Source organism: Streptomyces tendae (assembly GCF_008632955.1).
In the GTDB taxonomy this organism is placed as follows: domain Bacteria; phylum Actinomycetota; class Actinomycetes; order Streptomycetales; family Streptomycetaceae; genus Streptomyces.
The window spans coordinates 3,905,490-3,920,134 of the sequence record NZ_CP043959.1; the positions used below are offsets into that span (position 1 = coordinate 3,905,490).

Below are 14,645 nucleotides of genomic sequence, written 5' to 3' on the forward strand. Positions count from 1 at the left end.
GCCGTTGGACGCCCGTGCCGCCCGCCTTCGCAGCGGTTTCCTCGCCGTCCCCGCTCCGCAGCGCCTGGCGGACCGACCACACCGTCGCCACCAGCGGCACGGCCACCACCGCGCCCACGACGCCCGCCGCGACCGCGCCCGCCACCACCGACAGGGCCACGACGACGGGATGCAGACGCACGGCCCAGCTCAGCACGAGCGGGTGCAGCACGTGCCCCTCCATCTGGCCGATGACCACGATCAGCGCCAGCACGATCAGGGCGGTCACCGGCCCCTTGGACGCGAGCGCGACGACGGAGGCGACCGCCAGCGCCACGGGGGAGCCGATCAGCGGGACGAAGGCGGCGACGAACTCCAGCACTGCCAGCGGCACGGCGAGCGGCACCCCCAGGGCGAACAGCGCCAGACCCACCAGGACCGCGTTGGTCACGGCCACCAGCAGGATGCCGTGGGTGTACCCGGTGAACGTCCGCCAGGCCGCGGCGCCCGCGACCGACCAGGGCCGCCGCGCCGACGGGGGCAGCTGATCGCAGAACCACCGCCAGTGCCGGTCCCCGGAGTGGATGAAGAACACCGCACAGAACAGGGCCAGGGCGAGCACCGTGAGGACCTCCACCACCCGCCCCACACCGCTGAGCGCGGTGCTCACCACGGTCGCGCGATGGCTGGACAGCAGATCGCCGACACGGGACTGGAGGTCGTCGAACACGGTCGGGGACAGGCGGAACGGCGGCTGCTCCAGCCGCCGCTCGACCCGGTCCACGCCGGACACGAACTCCTTCTCCAGCGTGGTGCGTTGCCCGGCGATGGTCTCGGCCACCAGGGCGAGGCCGCCGAGCACCAGTGCCAACCCGCCGACGACCGCGGCCGCCACGGCGAGCGCGCGCGGCATGCCCCGGGCGAACAGGCCGGCCACGGGACGGAGCACCGCGGTGAACACCAGGCCGAGGAAGACGGCGACCGCGATGCGGTGGAACTGCCCCAGCACCGAGAACGCGGCCCGTACGACGAACCCGACGGCGATCAGCCGCCACGCGTACGCGGCGGCGGTCCGCAGTGCATCCGGCACCCGCGCGACGGTGCCGTGTGCGCGGGGGCCGGGCGGGGCGGCCGGATCGGGGGGCGTGGACATCTCCTGCCACGTACCACGGGGAGTCCCCGGGGCAACGCGGGCGGCGCGGGATTCGCCCGCATGGTCACCGCGCGAGGGTCGCGGACGCACACCGCCCCCGGTCGTACGGTCACACTCGCTCCAGCATCTCCTCCGTCATCGAGCGGGCGTCCCGCAGGCACCGGCTGTCGCCTTCCAGGCCCGCCCGGACCATCGCTCCTTCCAGCAGGAACGCCACATGCCGCGCGGTCGTCCGGGCGGTGTCGGGCCGGCCGGGCAGCAGCGCCCTGAGGTGCTCCCCGATCAGCCGCTCCACCTCCTCCTTGTGCCGGCGCACCTGGGTCCGGCCCTCGTGTCGGCGGGCATCTCCCCGGCGGCGTTGAGCAGCCCGCACCCGCGGAAGTCCTCCCCGTCCCCGCTGTCGGCGCCGTCGATGTAGGTGTCGAACACGGCGAGCACGCCGTCGCGGGGATCCGGCGACGGCCCCACCCGCGCGCGGTACCGCTCCAGCCAGGCCTCGTGCCGTCCGTCCAGATACGCCCGTACGAGGTCGGACTTGGACGAGAAGTTGTTGTAGAGGCTCATCTTCGCCACCCCGGCTTCGGCGGTGATGGTGTCGATGCCGGTGGCCGTCACGCCGTCGCGGTAGAAGCGCCGCCCCGCGGCCACGAGGATCCGCTCTCGCGCCGGCCGCCGCCTTCCCGTGCCCGGTGTTCCCGGCGCCTGCTGCCGTTCGGTCATGGCCTCCCCTCACTGGGTAGACTGGTCTACCTAGTCTACGGGGCGCGGCGCGTCCGAACGGCCGCCACCGTCCCTCCGCCCCCGGCCCTCGAGGAAGGCATGATGACGACCTTGACCGACCACCTCATCGTCGACGGAGCCCGTGTGGCCTACCGGGAGGGCGGCAGCGGCGAGCCGGTGGTCTTCATCCACGGCACGCCCTCCCACTCCTACGAGTGGCGCGAGGTCGTCCCTCACGTGGAAGCGGCCGGTCACCGCACCCTCACCTACGACCTGCTGGGGTACGGCCTCTCCGAACGCCCGGCGCACCGGGACACCTCGGTCGCCGCCCAGAGCGATCTCCTGGGCCAGCTCCTCGACGCCCTGGGCCTCGACCGGGTCAGTCTCGTCGCGCACGACATCGGCGGCGCCGTCGCCCTGCGCTTCGCCCTCGCGTACCCCGGCCGGGTGCGGCGCCTGATGGTGATGGACTCGGTCAGCTACGACTCGTGGCCCTCCGCCACCTGGCGCCGGATCATCGACGAGGACCTGGACGACCACGCGGCCATGCCGCAGGAGGCGTTCGACGACCTGCTGACCCGGCAACTGACGATGACGGTCGCCGACAAGTCGCTGATGACCGGCGACGTCCTGCGGGCCTACCTGGCGCCCCACGCGTCCCGGCTGGGCCGCGCCTCCTTCTTCGAGCACCAGGTACGCCACTACGACTCCCGGTACACCGAGGAGATCACCGACCGGCTCGGCGGGCTCACCCTGCCCGTCCGCATCCTGTGGGGCGCGGAGGACGAGTGGCAGCCCGTGCGCTACGCCGAACGTCTGCGCGACGACATCCCCGGCGCCGAGCTCGTCGTGATCCCCGGCGCCGGCCACTTCCTCATGGAGGACGCCCCCGGGCGTGTCGTCCGCGAGGTCATCGACTTCCTCGCCTCCGGCGGTGAGGAGGACACCGAGGGATCGCCCGGACCGGCGCGGTGAGTGTCAGCGGCCGGTCGTGCCGTCGAGGAGTTCGCGCAGGATGTCCGCGTGTCCCGCGTGCCGGCCGGTCTCCTCGATCATGTGGGTGAGGGCCCAGCGGACGCTGGGGGCCGGGCGGCCCGGACGACGCCGGGGGAGAGGGGCGCCGAGGTCGGTGCAGCGGTCGAGGACACCGTCGGCCCGCTCGACCGCCTCCCGGTACCGCGCCACGACGTCGGCGACGCCGTCCTCGGGCGCGGCGCGGAACGTCGACGGCCAGTCCGTCACCGTCTCCCCGAGGAACAGCGAGCGTTCCACCCACGTCAGATGGTTGAGCAGGCCGAGCAGGTTCGTCCCCGACGGCACCAGGGCGGTGCGCACCCGTGGCTCGGGCGCGTCCTCGACCTTCGCGGCGACGGACGCCCGCAGGTAGTCGAGGAAGGCGCGCAGGACCTCGGCCTCGCCGCCGCCCGTCCGGGGCGGCGGGGTGTCGCGACGCCGGCGACGGCGTTCGGTGCCGGGCACGGTGGTCTCCTCCCTCATGCGCGGTCAGGCGGTGCGGCGGACGAGCAGCACATGGTCGGTCACCTCGGCGGTGCGGCCGTCCGGACCCGCCGCGACGCGGCGGGACGCGTCCGCCCGCTCCACCGTCCAGACCGACGGGTCGAGGTCCATCTCCGCCGCGACCTCCCGCGCACTCGGGTGACGGATGGCGGGGTCCTGGTCCCACGACCACGGGGCGGTCGAGCCGTGGTCCACCACCAGCAGGCGGCCGCCCGTCCGCAACGCCCGGGCGGCCGAGCTCAGGACGGCCGACCGCTCCAGGTCGTAGGGCGTGTGCAGGTAGTGCGCGGTGACCAGGTCGAACGTGCCGGGCGGGAACGACGCGCGCAGGTCCAGCCGTACGGCCGTGACCCGGTCGTGCAGGCCGTGCGAGCGGGCCAGGGCGGTGAGCCGCCCGACCGCGACGGCCGAGATGTCCGCCGCGGTGACCCGCCAGCCCCGGCGGGCCAGCCACAGCGCGTCGCCGCCGGAGCCGCAGCCCAGGTCCAGGGCGTCGCCGGGCCGCAGCCCCGTCACCGTCTCCGTCAGGCGGACATTGGGGGAGGGGCGGTCCGCGGCCGGCCGGGCCGCGTGGACGCCGTCCCAGAAGGTGACCGCATCGGTTGTGCTCATCAGGACTCCTCAGGTCGTCGGGAGCCCCAGTGTCGGCAGCCGTACACCGATCCGGCACGGAATCTTGCCGTTGTGGCAAGCTGGCCCGATGGACCGCCGGACGGACGACGACGTGCTCGACGCCGTGGGAACACGGCTCCGCGCCCTGCGCCGGGCCCGCGGACTCACCCTCGCGGACGTGGCGGCGACGACCGGCGTGTCCGAGAGCACCCTGTCCCGGCTGGAGAGCGGACAGCGCCGGGCGACCCTGGAGCTGCTGCTGCCGCTGTCCCGGACCTACGACGTCCCGCTGGACGACCTCGTGGGCGCACCCCGCACCGGTGACCCGCGGATCCATCTGAAGCCGGTCACCCGGTTCGGGATGACCTTCGTCCCGCTGTCCCGCCGCCCGGGCGGGGTCCACGCCTTCAAGATGATCATCCCCGCCCGGCCGGACCCCGCCGAACCGACGCCCCAGACCCACGAGGGCTTCGAGTGGCTCTACGTCCTCAGCGGCCGGCTGCGGCTCCTCGTCGGTGAGCGTGACCTGACGCTGTCACCCGGTGAGGCGGCCGAGTTCGACACCTCCCTGCCGCACTGGCTGGGCAGCGCGGACGGCGACACGGTCGAACTGCTCGTCCTGTTCGGCCTCCAGGGCGTACGCGCCCACCTCCGCACCGGTCCACGCGCCGGACGCGACCGGCCGTGAGCACGCGGAAGGCCCCCGTCCTCCGGACGGGGGCCTTCCGCGTGGCAGGCGGCTGCCTGCGGTGGTGTCACCTCACACCGGTGCATGCGCGGTCAGGCGTGCGCGTGACCGCCCCGGTGGCTGCGACCCGCGAACACCCGGTACAGGGCAAGGAGAATGACGGAGCCGATGATGGCCGCGATCCACGTGGACAGATCGAAGAAGCCGTCGATGGAGTCCACCCCGAAGATCACCTTGCCGAGGAAGCCACCCAGCAGACCTCCCGCGATACCGATGAGCATGGTGATGATGATGCCGCCCGGGTCCTTGCCCGGCATGAGCGCCTTGGCGATGGCGCCGGCAATCAGACCGATGAAAATCCAAGCGATGATGCCCATCAAAAGACTCCCTTGTAGTCGGTTCGTCGAACGTGTTTCCACGATTCGCGCCTTCTAACAGGAGTCAGCTCGCCGTGACATCGGTGTGCAGCAGATGGTGGTCGGAGTACTCGCTGTCCAGCACCTCGTGCCCCAGCGCCGAAACGCCCCTCAGGAACACGTAGTCGAACTTGCTCTGCCAGTCGGTCGTCGGCTTGCAGTCGCCGGCGGAGGACGGCCGGCAGCCGGCGTCCGTGTCCTCGGCGAGCGCCCACATCGGGGCGAGTTCGGGGGACTCCGGTACGGCGTTGAAGTCGCCGAGCACGATCGCGCGGTCGTACCGCGCGACCTGCGGCGCGAGCACCCGGGTCTGCTCCTCGCGCACCGACTCCTGACGCCGCTGTGCCAGGTGCGTGTTGAAGACCCGCACCGGCTGTCCGGCCACCTCGGTGGTCACGGCGAGGTAACCGCGGTCCTCCGACCCGCCGTGCGGGTACTCCTCGAGGACGACGTCGGTCATCGGGGCCGCAGACAGCAGTGCCTGCCCGTAGCCCCCCGGCTTCCACGGAGCTCCCCCGCAGCGGCTCCAGTTGCGCAGCACCGGACCGTACTCGACGTGGTAGTCCAGCCCGTGCAGGTTGGCCAGGTGGTCCCTGATCCGCTCGACGTCCCGCACACACGCCTCCTGCAGGCCGACGATCTGCGGCGCGTACCTGGCGATCTCCGCCGCACGGTCGACGTTGTCCTGGTCGCAGGGGTTGCAGAGGTTCCACGTCATGACCCGGTTCGGCACCACGTCCTTGGCGGCGTCGGCCGGCACCGTCCTGGCGAAGGGGAGACCGACGGGTGTGCTGGGACCCAGCACCAGCATGCCGGTCACCGCCACGGCGCCCGCGAGCAACCACGCACCCCTACCGAACACCCCCGCCTCCTCGACATGGACCCGCACCGCTCCCGGTGTCTCCTGCGACGAGGGTAGGCGACGAGGGTGTCAGCAGCGTGTGAGGGCCGCCCGTCCGCACGGGCAAGGGGAGTTGACGCCGCTTGGGACGACGGGCGCGGGGGAGCGGTCCGTGACCGGACCGCCGTCAGCCGTACATCGCCAGGCGGTGGAAGGCATCCAGCGCCGCGTCGACGGCGTGGGGTCGCGGACAGCCGCAGGCGTCAAGGGCGTTCCACCGCTGGAGGTTGACAGCGACGCACCACTGCCGGCCGCCGTGCCCCCAGTACGTCTCCTGTCCCGGGCCCGGGGTCTCCAGCGGGTGCAGACCGACGCCGTAGTCGATCGTCCTCCCCTCCTGTGAGACGACGGGAACGGTGCGCCGCATCTCCGCCGGCGAGGACGGGCCGACGATCTCACCGGCCGGCAGCAGGGCATGGAAGCGGTTGAGGTCCGAGACGGTCGAGACCAGGGACGCCGAGGGGCCCGCCCACGACATGTCGTGAATGCTGTGATCGCGGCGGGCAGACCGGTCACCTTCTCCAACAGCTGCCCCAACAGCAGGCAGTTGGTGTTGGACTACACCCCCGGTGTGCCGCCCGGGAACATCGAGGCCGCCGTCGAGCGGCTGACGGCTCGCCCTCGCCGGGGAGGACGAACGCCTCCCCGGCGGTGTGCTCAGCGGCGTCCGCGGGTGTTGAGCCGGGCCGCCTGACGCGTCAGATGGTCGCGCTCGGCGAGGTTCGGGGCCTTCAGCGCGGCCTCGGCGTACAGCGCCGCCGCCGTCTCCGGGTCCCCGTCTCGCTCGTGGAGGTACGCCGCGACCGCCGCGTACCGGGGCAGCGAGTCGTCCAGGACCGCGAGCTCCGCCAGCCCGGCGCGCGGCCCGTCGGCCTCGCCGACGGCCACCGCGCGGTTGAGCCGCACCACCGGGCTGCCGGTCAGCCGGACGAGTTCGTCGTACCACTCGACGATCTGCACCCAGTCCGTCTCCTCGGCGCTGCGCGCGTCGGCGTGCAGCGCCGCGACGGCGGCCTGCGCCTGGAACTCGCCCAGCCGGTCACGGGCCAGGGCCGCCTGGAGGATGCCGATGCCCTCGGCGATCAGGGTCGTGTCCCACCGGCCGCGGTCCTGCTCGGCGAGCGGCACCAGGCTTCCGTCGGGCGCGGTACGGGCCGCCCGCCGCGCGTGGTGGAGCAGCATGAGCGAGAGCAGCCCCGCCACCTCCGGGTGGTCGATCACGGCCGCGAGCTGCCGGGTGAGCCGGATCGCCTCGGCCGCCAGGTCGACATCGCCCGAATAGCCCTCGTTGAACACCAGGTACAGGACCCGCAGCACCGTGGACACGTCGCCGGGCCTGTCGAACCGCACACCGGAGACGGTGCGCTTGGCACGGCTGATGCGCTGCGCCATGGTCGCCTCCGGTACCACGTACGCCTGCGCGATCTGCCGCGTGGTCAGTCCGCCGACGGCCCGCAGGGTGAGCGCGACCGCGGACGCCGGCGTCAGCGACGGGTGGGCGCACAGGAAGTACAGCCGGAGCGTGTCGTCCACCGAGGGCGCGGGCCCGGGCGGCGGCTCCTCCTCGACCCGGTCCTCACGCCTGCGGCGCGCGGTGTCGGCCCGCGTCGCGTCGAGGAACCGGCGCCAGGCCACGGTGACCAGCCAGCCCTGCGGATCGCGCGGCGGGTCCTCCGGCCAGACGCGGACCGCCTCCACCAGCGCCTCCTGCACGGCGTCCTCGGCCGCCGCGAAGTCCGCTCCGCGGCGGCCGAGGATCCCGAGCACACGCGGGGTGAGCGCCCTCAGCAGCGCCTCGTCCATCGGCTCGATCACTCGGTGACGGTGGGGTGCGCGGTGAGGAAGGGACGCACCTCGAGCCACTCGTGGATCGGCCTGCCGCCCGCACCGGGCGCGGCCGACAGCTCCCCGGCCAGTGCGACGGCGCGCTCATGGCTGTCGACGTCGATCACCATCCACCCGGCGATGAGGTCCTTGGTCTCGGCGAACGGCCCGTCGGTCACCGGCGGACGCCCCTCGCCGTCGTACCGGACCCACGACCCCCCGGGCGCCAGCGCCTGGCCGTCGACGAACTCGCCGGTCTTCTCCAGCCGGGCGGCGAAGTCGTTCATGTACCGCACGTGGGCCGAGATCTCCTCCGGGGTCCACTGGTCCATCGGAACGTTGTTCACCGGGTCCGGAGCGCCGCGGTAGTGCTTCAGCAGCAGGTACTTGGCCATCGTGGTTCTCTCCTCGGTGCTGGTGCGACCCATTGTCGTCGCGTCCACAGCGGGGACGGAGCCGGACGGCGGTTCTCGACATCACCGGCGAAGATTTTTTCCAGGCGTCCGGACGGGATGCGTGGCGTCGCGTCGCGTGTGCATGGTGGGAGGGTCCGAGGCCACGGGAGCCACCATGTCGTACGACAACCTGGTCATCGTGCTCGCGGTGGCCGCGGCCGTTCCGTTCCTCCTCGCCCTGGTGCCCCGCCTGCCACTGCCCGGCCCGGTCCTGGAGATCGTGGCCGGCGTCGTCCTCGGACCGGCGGTCCTGAACTGGGTGCAGCCCGACGGGACGGTCGAGGCGCTGTCGGTCATCGGGCTGGGCTTCCTGCTGTTCCTCGCCGGACTGGAGATCGACTTCGAACGATGGCGCGGACCGGCCGCACGGCTCGTCGGCCTGGGCCTGGCCGGCTCGATCGCCCTCGCCGCCGCCGTCGGCTGGTCGCTGGACCTCGCCGGTCTGGCCGAGAGCCCGCTGCTGGTCGGCATCGCCCTGGTGGCCACGTCCCTCGGACTGCTCATCCCGGTCCTCAAGGACGCCGGCGCGGCCGACCGCCCGGTCGGACAGTTGGTCATCGGGGGCGCGTCCGCCGGGGAGTTCTGCGCGGTGATCCTGCTGTCGCTGTTCTTCTCCGAGCACGCCTCCGGCCTCGCCTCACGGCTGCTCCTGCTGCTCGGCCTGGCCTGCCTGACGGTGCTCGTCGTCGTCACGTCGATCCGCGCCACCCGCTCCCGGTGGCTGTCCAGGACCGTGACCGGCCTGGCGGACACCAGCGCCCAGATCCGGGTCCGGCTGACGATGCTGCTCATCGTCGGCCTGTCCGCGCTGGCCATGCACCTCGGCTTCGAGGCCGTCCTGGGCGCCTTCGTCGCCGGGGCCGTGCTCCGCCTGATCGACCCGGACGCCGGGAGCCGGCACCCCCAGTTCCACACCAAGCTCGACGGCATCGGCTACGGCTTCCTCGTCCCGGTCTTCTTCGTCACCAGCGGCATCCAGTTCGACCTCGTGGCGCTGTTCGCCGACGCCGGCACCGTCCTGCGGGTGCCGCTGTTCCTCGCGGCCCTGCTGCTCGTGCGCGGACTGCCCGCACTGCTCTACCGCGGGGCGGGCCTCTCCCGCGCGGAACTCGTCGCCGCCGGACTCCTGCAGGCCACGTCCCTGCCGCTGATCGTGGCGGCCACGACGATCGGGGTGCGGCTCGACGCCATCCGGCCGGAGAACGCGGCGGCGCTGGTGGCGGCGGGACTGCTGTCCTGCATCGTCTTTCCGCTGGTGGCCCTGCCCCTGCTCGGCCGCACGGGCACCGCCCCCGCGCAGGGCGACGGTCCCGCCGAGATGCCGGGCCGCCCCGACTCCTGAAAAATGGGGACTGCCCGCTCGGAGAATGGGGATGCGACATGGCCGTCATTTCACGCGGGTTCCACGGTCGGGCACGGGACAAGGGGCACGAACTGCCACCCGGGCAGTACGAGACCACCGGATTCCCCGTGCTGTCCGCGGGCCCCACGCCGGAAGTGAGCTTCGACGACTGGGAGTTCACCATCCGCACCGAGACGGGTGTGCGACACCTGTGGAACTGGGAAGAGCTGCTGGCGCTGCCCTCCCAGACCCCGACCGTCGACCTGCACTGCGTGACCAAGTGGTCGAAGTTCGGCACGCGATGGCAGGGCGTCTCCCTGGACGTCCTGCTGGAGGACGTCGAGTCCGGCGCCGAGTACGCCCTCGTCCACTCCTACGGCGACTACACCACCAACATCCCGGTGGAGGACCTCCTCGACGGGCGGGCATGGATCGCCTACCGCTACGACGACGACGAGATCCCCCCGGAACACGGAGGTCCGGCGCGCCTGCTCGTGCCGCACCTGTACTTCTGGAAGTCCGCGAAGTGGGTGCGCGGCATCCAGCTGCTCGACGAGGAGGAACGCGGCTTCTGGGAGACCGTCGGCTACCACGATTACGGTGACCCATGGCGCGAGCAGCGGTATCAGGGCGACTAGGCGGGCGGCTGCTCTGGCTGCCGGCCCGCCTGACCGAGCGACGGGACGAGTCGGACAACGCCCGCACCCTCGTCTTCGACGTACCCGGCTGGCCGGGCCATCTGGCGGGGCAGCACGTCGACGTGCGGCTCACGGCGGAGGACGGCTACAGCACGCAGCGCAGCTACTCCATCGGCTCGGCGTCCGGCGACGGCGAACGCGTCGAGCTGACCGTCGAGCGGGTCGACGACGGCGAGGTGTCCCCGTACCTGGTGGACGACCTCGCGGTGGGGGACCTGGTGGAGCTGCGCGGGCCGGTCGGCGGCTGGTTCGTGTGGCGGCCCGACGTACAGCGGGAGCCCGTTCTCCTCGTCGGCGGCGGTTCGGGCCTGGTGCCGCTGATGGCCATGATCCGCACCCGGCGCGCCGCCGGCAGCCGCGTCCCCTTCCGGCTGGTGTACAGCCTGCGCGGCCCCGCGTCGCAGCTGTTCGTGAGCGACCTGCGGACGGACGACCCGGGGCTCGACAAGACCTTTCTCTACAGCCGCTCCGCTCCGGAGCGCTGGCCGCGGCCTCCCGGGCGTATCACCGCGAACGATCTCACCGCCGCGGGATGGCCGCCGGACTTCGAGCCGACCTGTTACGTCTGCGGATCCACCGGATTCGTCGAAACGGCGGCCGGTCTGCTCGTGGCACTCGGGCACGACCCCGGCCGCATCCGGACCGAACGTTTCGGACCCACCGGATGAACGAAGGAACGGGATTCCCATGACCGTCACGCAAGGTTTCCTCGACGGCAACGCCGCCGCCGGGGACCTGGAGTCGCTGTTCGGCACCGACATGACCATGGCCTCGGGACAGTGCCAGGGCTGCGGCCGGCGCATGATGCTGGCCGAGGCACACGCCTACCTCGGAGGCCCCGGTACGGTGCTGCGCTGTCCCGGCTGCGAGGACGTGTTGCTGCGCATGGTCCGCTCCCCGCAGCACATGTGGTTCGACGCGAGCGGCCTGAACTACCTGCGGGTCCCCGCGTCCGCCTGACGACGGACACACACCCGCACCGGCCGGTGACGGAACCAGCGGTGGTTGTCGACGGGGCACGGCCGCCGCCCGCGCGAAACGGGCGGCGGCCGTGGGGAGTCGCGCGGCGGGCCGGCGGCTCGTCAGCGGCCGGGGAGCCGCTGCTGCACCTCCTGCAGCACCCAGCCGTTGCCGTCCGGGTCGCTGAAGGTGGCGAAGGAGCCGTAGGACATCCGGTCCGGGTGGAGACCCGGCAGCCGGCCCTGGCCCTGGCCGGGGTCGTGGGTGAAGTCCCCGCCGCCGTGGCCGTGGTAGAAGACGGCGTTCGCGTCGTGGAAGACCTCGCTCACCTCGACACCGCGGTCGACGAGTTCCGCGCGGCTCTTCTCGATGTCGTCGACGACGAGGTACATGCCCTGTGCGGAGCCCGGCGGCACGGACGTCAGGCCCTTGCCGAAGATGACCGAGCACTCCGAACCGGGCGGCGTGAAGTGCACGGCACGCCAATCCTCACTGGCCGCCTTGTCGAGGTCCAGGCGGAATCCCAGGCCCTCGTAGAAGGCCTTGGCCCGGTCGACGTCCGAGACGGGCAGCACGATGAGTTCGAGCTTCAGATCCATGAGAGTGTCTGCTTTCCGTGTACGGAACTCCCGTTCCGCCGGCCGGAGTCCGGCACGACGCCGTCGCTCGGGGGGCCGCACGTCCGCGCGTGAGCGGCGTGCGACGCCCCGGTCCCGGCGGTCGCACGGGACTCAGGCGACGGCGACGACCGTCTTGCCGGCCGTACCGGACTTGGTGCGGAACGCGTCCGGCACCTCGGGAAGCGTGCGGACACTCCCCACCAAAGGCCGCCACCGGCCCTTCCGGTACCGGTCGACGACCTGCGCGAGGTGGTCACGGCCGGGCTCGACGATGAAGTACAGGGCCCGGCCGTCCTCGGGCCGTACGGTCGGAGGGCGGGAGATGCTGATCAGGGTGCCGCCCGGTCTGAGGACGGCGGCCGAGCGGTCGAGCACCGTCCCACCGACGGCGTCGAAGACGAGGTCGACGAGGCCCACGGCTTCCTCCCACGCCGGCTGCTCCAGGTCGACGAACTCCTCGGCGCCCAGTTCCAGCACCCGCTCCCTGCTCTTCGCGCGGCCCGATCCGAGCACACGCGCACCGGCGTCACGGGCGAGCTGTGTGGCTGCCATTCCCACCCCCCCTCCCGCTCCGTGCACCAGCACGCTCTGCCCGGTCTCGATCCGGCCGTGCACGAACAGCCCTTGCCAGGCCGTGAGACCCGGCATCGGCAGGGCCGCCCCGTGCACGTGATCCATGCCCGCGGGCAGCGGCGCGAGATTGCGCGCCTCCACCGCCACGTACTCGGCGAGGGTGCCGTCCCGGTTCCAGTCGGTCAGGCCCACCACCCGCTGTCCCACGGACAGTCCGGTGGTGCCGACCGACACCTCCGCGACCTCCCCGGACACCTCGTGCCCCGGTACGACGGGGGCCCGCTCCCTGCCGCCCCGGTCGACCCACGAGGCGGGCCAGGTGAGTTCACCGGGGGTGAAGCAGGCCGCGCGCACCTTCACGACGACGTCGCCCTGGCCCGCATACGGATACGGGGCCTCCTCCGCGACCAGACTGTCCACGGGTGCGTCGCGATCATGAGCTCGTATCGCTCTCATCGAGGCCCCCTGACGAGTGTGGAAGACCTCCTCCTCCCAGCATGACGGCGGAACGCCCTCAGGTCGAACGGAGCGGCGACGTTGCGCACGCGCCCTTGTCCGCCGCCGCCCGACCGGAGGCCGCCCGGCCCTCCGCGCCCCCGTCGGCGCGGGTGGTCCGGCGGGCGGCTCCTCACTCCATCGGCGCAACCGCACCCGCCCCGGCAGAGGCCGCGGCACGGCTGTACGCCCCCCGTCACGGGCTGTGTCCGTCCCTCCACAACAAACAGTGACATGCCGGTAATTGGAGCCGATGCTACGTTCGGTCCGCGAAAGGAGAAGCACATGAACAACGCTTCAGAAGACCCTTCATCCGCCGAGGACCCGGAACCCTCGCCACCGGCCGGACGCAGACGTCGGCGACGCTCCGTGATCGGCGGCCTGATAGCCACCGTCGCGGCCATGTCACTGGTCGGCGGGTGGGCCCTGACGACGGCCGACGCCTCTCTGCGCCGGGGTGGCCCCTCCGCGGGTGACGCCTCCACCGCCCCGCCCACCACCGTCACGGTGCCCCCGAAGACGCTCGGTACCGTCGCGAATTCACCCGGGCTGTCCGCGGAGTTCAGGCGGACGTTCAGCGACCGCTTCGTCGAGACCGACGGCCTGCGCCAGCACGTGGTCGTCGGCGGTGAGGGTCCGCCTCTGCTGCTGGTGCACGGCTGGCCCGAAAATTGGTACGCGTGGCGGCTGGTGATGCCGGAACTGGCCCGCCACTTCACGGTAATCGCCCCCGACCAGCGCGGTATCGGCCTGACCGGGAAGCCGCGCACCGGATACGACACCGGCACCCTCGCCAAGGACCTGACCGCTCTCATGGACGCGCTCGGTCATGAGCGGTTCTCCCTGGTCGGCCACGACACGGGCATGATCATCGCCTACGCACTGGCCGCCGACTTCCCCGAGCGGGTCGAGCGGGTGGCCTTCGCCGAGGTTCCCGGACCTCCGGGCGTCACCCCCTCGCCCCCGTTGTTCGTCCCCGAGCCACTCAACAACAGGCTGTGGCACATCCCCTTCAACCGGGTCGACGACCCGCTCGTGGAGCGGCTCGTCACGGGCAGGGAGGACATCTTCTACGGCTACGAGTTCGCCGTACAGGGCGGTGGCGTGTCCAAGGAGGCCATGGACTACTACGTCCGCCTCCTGTCCGATCCGGAGAGTCTGACGGGGAGCTTCGGCTTCTACCGGGCCTGGGACGACACACTCGCGCAGAACGAGAAGCGCGCGACGACGAAGCTGACCATGCCGGTGCTCGGCATCGGCGGCGCGGAGAGCTGGGGGCCGGCGGTGGCCGACTCGTTCAAGGGCGTCGCCACGGATGTCCGTGGGACGGTGATCCCCGACGCCGGCCACTGGCTCGCCGAGCAGGCCCCCGACGCGCTGCTCGCGACCCTGACCGAGTTCCTGCGCACCGGCGGCGCCGACGCCTCTCCGCTGCCGGCCGAGAAGTAGGTACCGGGACACACTGCGGTCGCGCGGACCGGCGTCGTGACGGCACCGGTTCGCGCGGCACGCCGTTGCCGCAAGCAACGACGTTCGGTCCCGCGGCGCGCGCCGCGAGTGGTGTGCCACGGGTCCCTGCGGCAACAAGCTCAAGGCCGCCGCCTACCGCGCCCGCAAGCGGGCGAACGGGCTGCTCAAGGCGCGGCGGTCCGGCCGGCGCATTCGCGCCCCGCGCCCGCACGGTGACGATC

Annotated in this window: 17 protein-coding genes and 3 pseudogenes; 8 read left to right on the top strand and 12 right to left on the bottom strand. The window is 72.4% G+C overall.

Annotation, left to right across the window (positions count from 1 at the left end; all coding sequences use genetic code 11):
• Positions 1–37 precede the first annotated feature (37 nt).
• From F3L20_RS17815 to F3L20_RS17820, 3 genes and pseudogenes are all read right to left on the bottom strand, one after another.
• Positions 38–1,132 (bottom strand): annotated as a pseudogene (locus F3L20_RS17815) (AI-2E family transporter); the annotation flags it as partial.
• A gap of 109 nt (positions 1,133–1,241) precedes the next feature.
• Positions 1,242–1,427 carry a hypothetical protein gene (locus tag F3L20_RS35660; RefSeq protein ID WP_431193157.1) on the bottom strand — a complete coding sequence of 62 codons (186 nt, stop codon included), beginning with the start codon at positions 1,425–1,427 and terminating at the stop codon, positions 1,242–1,244.
• Positions 1,415–1,852 carry a TetR/AcrR family transcriptional regulator gene (locus F3L20_RS17820; RefSeq protein ID WP_431193158.1) on the bottom strand — a complete coding sequence of 146 codons (438 nt, stop codon included), beginning with the start codon at positions 1,850–1,852 and terminating at the stop codon, positions 1,415–1,417. The genes F3L20_RS35660 and F3L20_RS17820 overlap by 13 nt, the downstream gene beginning before the upstream one ends.
• A gap of 99 nt (positions 1,853–1,951) precedes the next feature.
• On the opposite strand from F3L20_RS17820, the gene F3L20_RS17825 reads away from it, so the two are divergent.
• Positions 1,952–2,827, top strand: a complete 876-nt coding sequence (locus F3L20_RS17825; RefSeq protein ID WP_240810673.1) for an alpha/beta fold hydrolase — start codon at positions 1,952–1,954, stop codon at positions 2,825–2,827.
• Positions 2,828–2,830: 3 nt separating this feature from the next.
• Here F3L20_RS17825 and F3L20_RS17830 read toward each other — a convergent pair whose 3' ends face one another.
• Together F3L20_RS17830 and F3L20_RS17835 are read right to left on the bottom strand one after the other, a co-directional pair.
• Entirely contained in the window at positions 2,831–3,331 is a 501-nt protein-coding gene (locus F3L20_RS17830; protein WP_240810674.1) for a DinB family protein, read from the bottom strand.
• A gap of 24 nt (positions 3,332–3,355) precedes the next feature.
• Positions 3,356–3,982: an SAM-dependent methyltransferase gene (locus F3L20_RS17835; protein ID WP_150155220.1), complete on the bottom strand. Its 627-nt coding sequence runs from the start codon at positions 3,980–3,982 to the stop codon at positions 3,356–3,358.
• An 88-nt stretch (positions 3,983–4,070) separates the two neighbouring features.
• Here F3L20_RS17835 and F3L20_RS17840 point away from each other — a divergent pair, with 88 nt between their 5' ends.
• Complete coding sequence (locus F3L20_RS17840) at positions 4,071–4,670, top strand: helix-turn-helix domain-containing protein (RefSeq protein ID WP_150155221.1); 600 nt, start codon at positions 4,071–4,073, stop codon at positions 4,668–4,670.
• A 92-nt stretch (positions 4,671–4,762) separates the two neighbouring features.
• Here F3L20_RS17840 and F3L20_RS17845 read toward each other — a convergent pair whose 3' ends face one another.
• The 5 genes and pseudogenes from F3L20_RS17845 to F3L20_RS17865 form a co-directional block, all read right to left on the bottom strand.
• Complete coding sequence (locus F3L20_RS17845; RefSeq protein ID WP_150155222.1) at positions 4,763–5,047, bottom strand: GlsB/YeaQ/YmgE family stress response membrane protein; 285 nt, start codon at positions 5,045–5,047, stop codon at positions 4,763–4,765.
• A gap of 64 nt (positions 5,048–5,111) precedes the next feature.
• Entirely contained in the window at positions 5,112–5,948 is an 837-nt protein-coding gene (locus tag F3L20_RS17850; protein ID WP_150155223.1) for an endonuclease/exonuclease/phosphatase family protein, read from the bottom strand.
• Positions 5,949–6,114: 166 nt separating this feature from the next.
• A pseudogene (locus F3L20_RS17855) lies at positions 6,115–6,569 on the bottom strand (hydrolase); the annotation flags it as partial.
• A 75-nt stretch (positions 6,570–6,644) separates the two neighbouring features.
• Positions 6,645–7,790 (bottom strand): RNA polymerase sigma factor, encoded by a 1,146-nt coding sequence (locus F3L20_RS17860; protein ID WP_150157391.1) that lies wholly within the window; start codon positions 7,788–7,790, stop codon positions 6,645–6,647.
• Between the two features lie 8 nt (positions 7,791–7,798).
• Complete coding sequence (locus F3L20_RS17865; protein ID WP_150157390.1) at positions 7,799–8,206, bottom strand: YciI family protein; 408 nt, start codon at positions 8,204–8,206, stop codon at positions 7,799–7,801.
• A gap of 175 nt (positions 8,207–8,381) precedes the next feature.
• On the opposite strand from F3L20_RS17865, the gene F3L20_RS17870 reads away from it, so the two are divergent.
• From F3L20_RS17870 to F3L20_RS17885, 4 genes are read left to right on the top strand one after another with little or no spacing between them, the layout of a single operon-like run.
• The gene (locus F3L20_RS17870) at positions 8,382–9,608 is read left to right on the top strand and encodes a cation:proton antiporter (RefSeq protein ID WP_150155224.1); all 1,227 of its coding nucleotides are present in this window, start codon (positions 8,382–8,384) and stop codon (positions 9,606–9,608) included.
• Between the two features lie 38 nt (positions 9,609–9,646).
• On the top strand, positions 9,647–10,246 hold the full coding sequence (locus F3L20_RS17875; RefSeq protein ID WP_150155225.1) for a sulfite oxidase-like oxidoreductase: 600 nt from the start codon (positions 9,647–9,649) through the stop codon (positions 10,244–10,246).
• Positions 10,216–10,974 carry a ferredoxin reductase gene (locus F3L20_RS17880; protein WP_150155226.1) on the top strand — a complete coding sequence of 253 codons (759 nt, stop codon included), beginning with the start codon at positions 10,216–10,218 and terminating at the stop codon, positions 10,972–10,974. Before F3L20_RS17875 ends, F3L20_RS17880 begins: the two co-directional genes overlap by 31 nt.
• 19 nt (positions 10,975–10,993) lie before the next feature.
• Positions 10,994–11,266, top strand: a complete 273-nt coding sequence (locus F3L20_RS17885) for a DUF6510 family protein (protein WP_145824458.1) — start codon at positions 10,994–10,996, stop codon at positions 11,264–11,266.
• Positions 11,267–11,388: 122 nt separating this feature from the next.
• On the opposite strand, the gene F3L20_RS17890 is transcribed toward F3L20_RS17885, so the two are convergent.
• Together F3L20_RS17890 and F3L20_RS17895 are read right to left on the bottom strand one after the other, a co-directional pair.
• Entirely contained in the window at positions 11,389–11,865 is a 477-nt protein-coding gene (locus F3L20_RS17890) for a VOC family protein (RefSeq protein ID WP_150155227.1), read from the bottom strand.
• A 132-nt stretch (positions 11,866–11,997) separates the two neighbouring features.
• Positions 11,998–12,915, bottom strand: a complete 918-nt coding sequence (locus F3L20_RS17895) for an NADP-dependent oxidoreductase (protein WP_206338793.1) — start codon at positions 12,913–12,915, stop codon at positions 11,998–12,000.
• Positions 12,916–13,239: 324 nt separating this feature from the next.
• Between F3L20_RS17895 and F3L20_RS17900 the strand changes: the two genes are divergently transcribed.
• Together F3L20_RS17900 and F3L20_RS35665 are read left to right on the top strand one after the other, a co-directional pair.
• Positions 13,240–14,403 carry an alpha/beta fold hydrolase gene (locus tag F3L20_RS17900; protein ID WP_240810675.1) on the top strand — a complete coding sequence of 388 codons (1,164 nt, stop codon included), beginning with the start codon at positions 13,240–13,242 and terminating at the stop codon, positions 14,401–14,403.
• 97 nt (positions 14,404–14,500) lie between these two features.
• Positions 14,501–14,560 (top strand): annotated as a pseudogene (locus tag F3L20_RS35665) (CGNR zinc finger domain-containing protein); the annotation flags it as partial.
• Positions 14,561–14,645: the final 85 nt, after the last annotated feature.

What these genes read in the sequence shown, in the direction of transcription:
- F3L20_RS17880 (WP_150155226.1), top strand. Translation starts at nt 10,216, where the DNA reads ATGGCGCGAGCAGCGGTATCAGGGCGACTAGGCGGGCGGCTGCTCTGG.
- F3L20_RS17870 (WP_150155224.1), top strand. Translation starts at nt 8,382, where the DNA reads ATGTCGTACGACAACCTGGTCATCGTGCTCGCGGTGGCCGCGGCCGTT.
- F3L20_RS17825 (WP_240810673.1), top strand. Translation starts at nt 1,952, where the DNA reads ATGATGACGACCTTGACCGACCACCTCATCGTCGACGGAGCCCGTGTG.
- F3L20_RS17885 (WP_145824458.1), top strand. Translation starts at nt 10,994, where the DNA reads ATGACCGTCACGCAAGGTTTCCTCGACGGCAACGCCGCCGCCGGGGAC.
- F3L20_RS17820 (WP_431193158.1), bottom strand. Translation starts at nt 1,852, where the DNA reads ATGACCGAACGGCAGCAGGCGCCGGGAACACCGGGCACGGGAAGGCGG.
- F3L20_RS17840 (WP_150155221.1), top strand. Translation starts at nt 4,071, where the DNA reads ATGGACCGCCGGACGGACGACGACGTGCTCGACGCCGTGGGAACACGG.
- F3L20_RS17875 (WP_150155225.1), top strand. Translation starts at nt 9,647, where the DNA reads ATGGCCGTCATTTCACGCGGGTTCCACGGTCGGGCACGGGACAAGGGG.
- F3L20_RS17845 (WP_150155222.1), bottom strand. Translation starts at nt 5,047, where the DNA reads ATGGGCATCATCGCTTGGATTTTCATCGGTCTGATTGCCGGCGCCATC.
- F3L20_RS17895 (WP_206338793.1), bottom strand. Translation starts at nt 12,915, where the DNA reads ATGAGAGCGATACGAGCTCATGATCGCGACGCACCCGTGGACAGTCTG.
- F3L20_RS17900 (WP_240810675.1), top strand. Translation starts at nt 13,240, where the DNA reads ATGAACAACGCTTCAGAAGACCCTTCATCCGCCGAGGACCCGGAACCC.
- F3L20_RS17835 (WP_150155220.1), bottom strand. Translation starts at nt 3,982, where the DNA reads ATGAGCACAACCGATGCGGTCACCTTCTGGGACGGCGTCCACGCGGCC.
- F3L20_RS17865 (WP_150157390.1), bottom strand. Translation starts at nt 8,206, where the DNA reads ATGGCCAAGTACCTGCTGCTGAAGCACTACCGCGGCGCTCCGGACCCG.
- F3L20_RS17860 (WP_150157391.1), bottom strand. Translation starts at nt 7,790, where the DNA reads ATGGACGAGGCGCTGCTGAGGGCGCTCACCCCGCGTGTGCTCGGGATC.
- F3L20_RS17890 (WP_150155227.1), bottom strand. Translation starts at nt 11,865, where the DNA reads ATGGATCTGAAGCTCGAACTCATCGTGCTGCCCGTCTCGGACGTCGAC.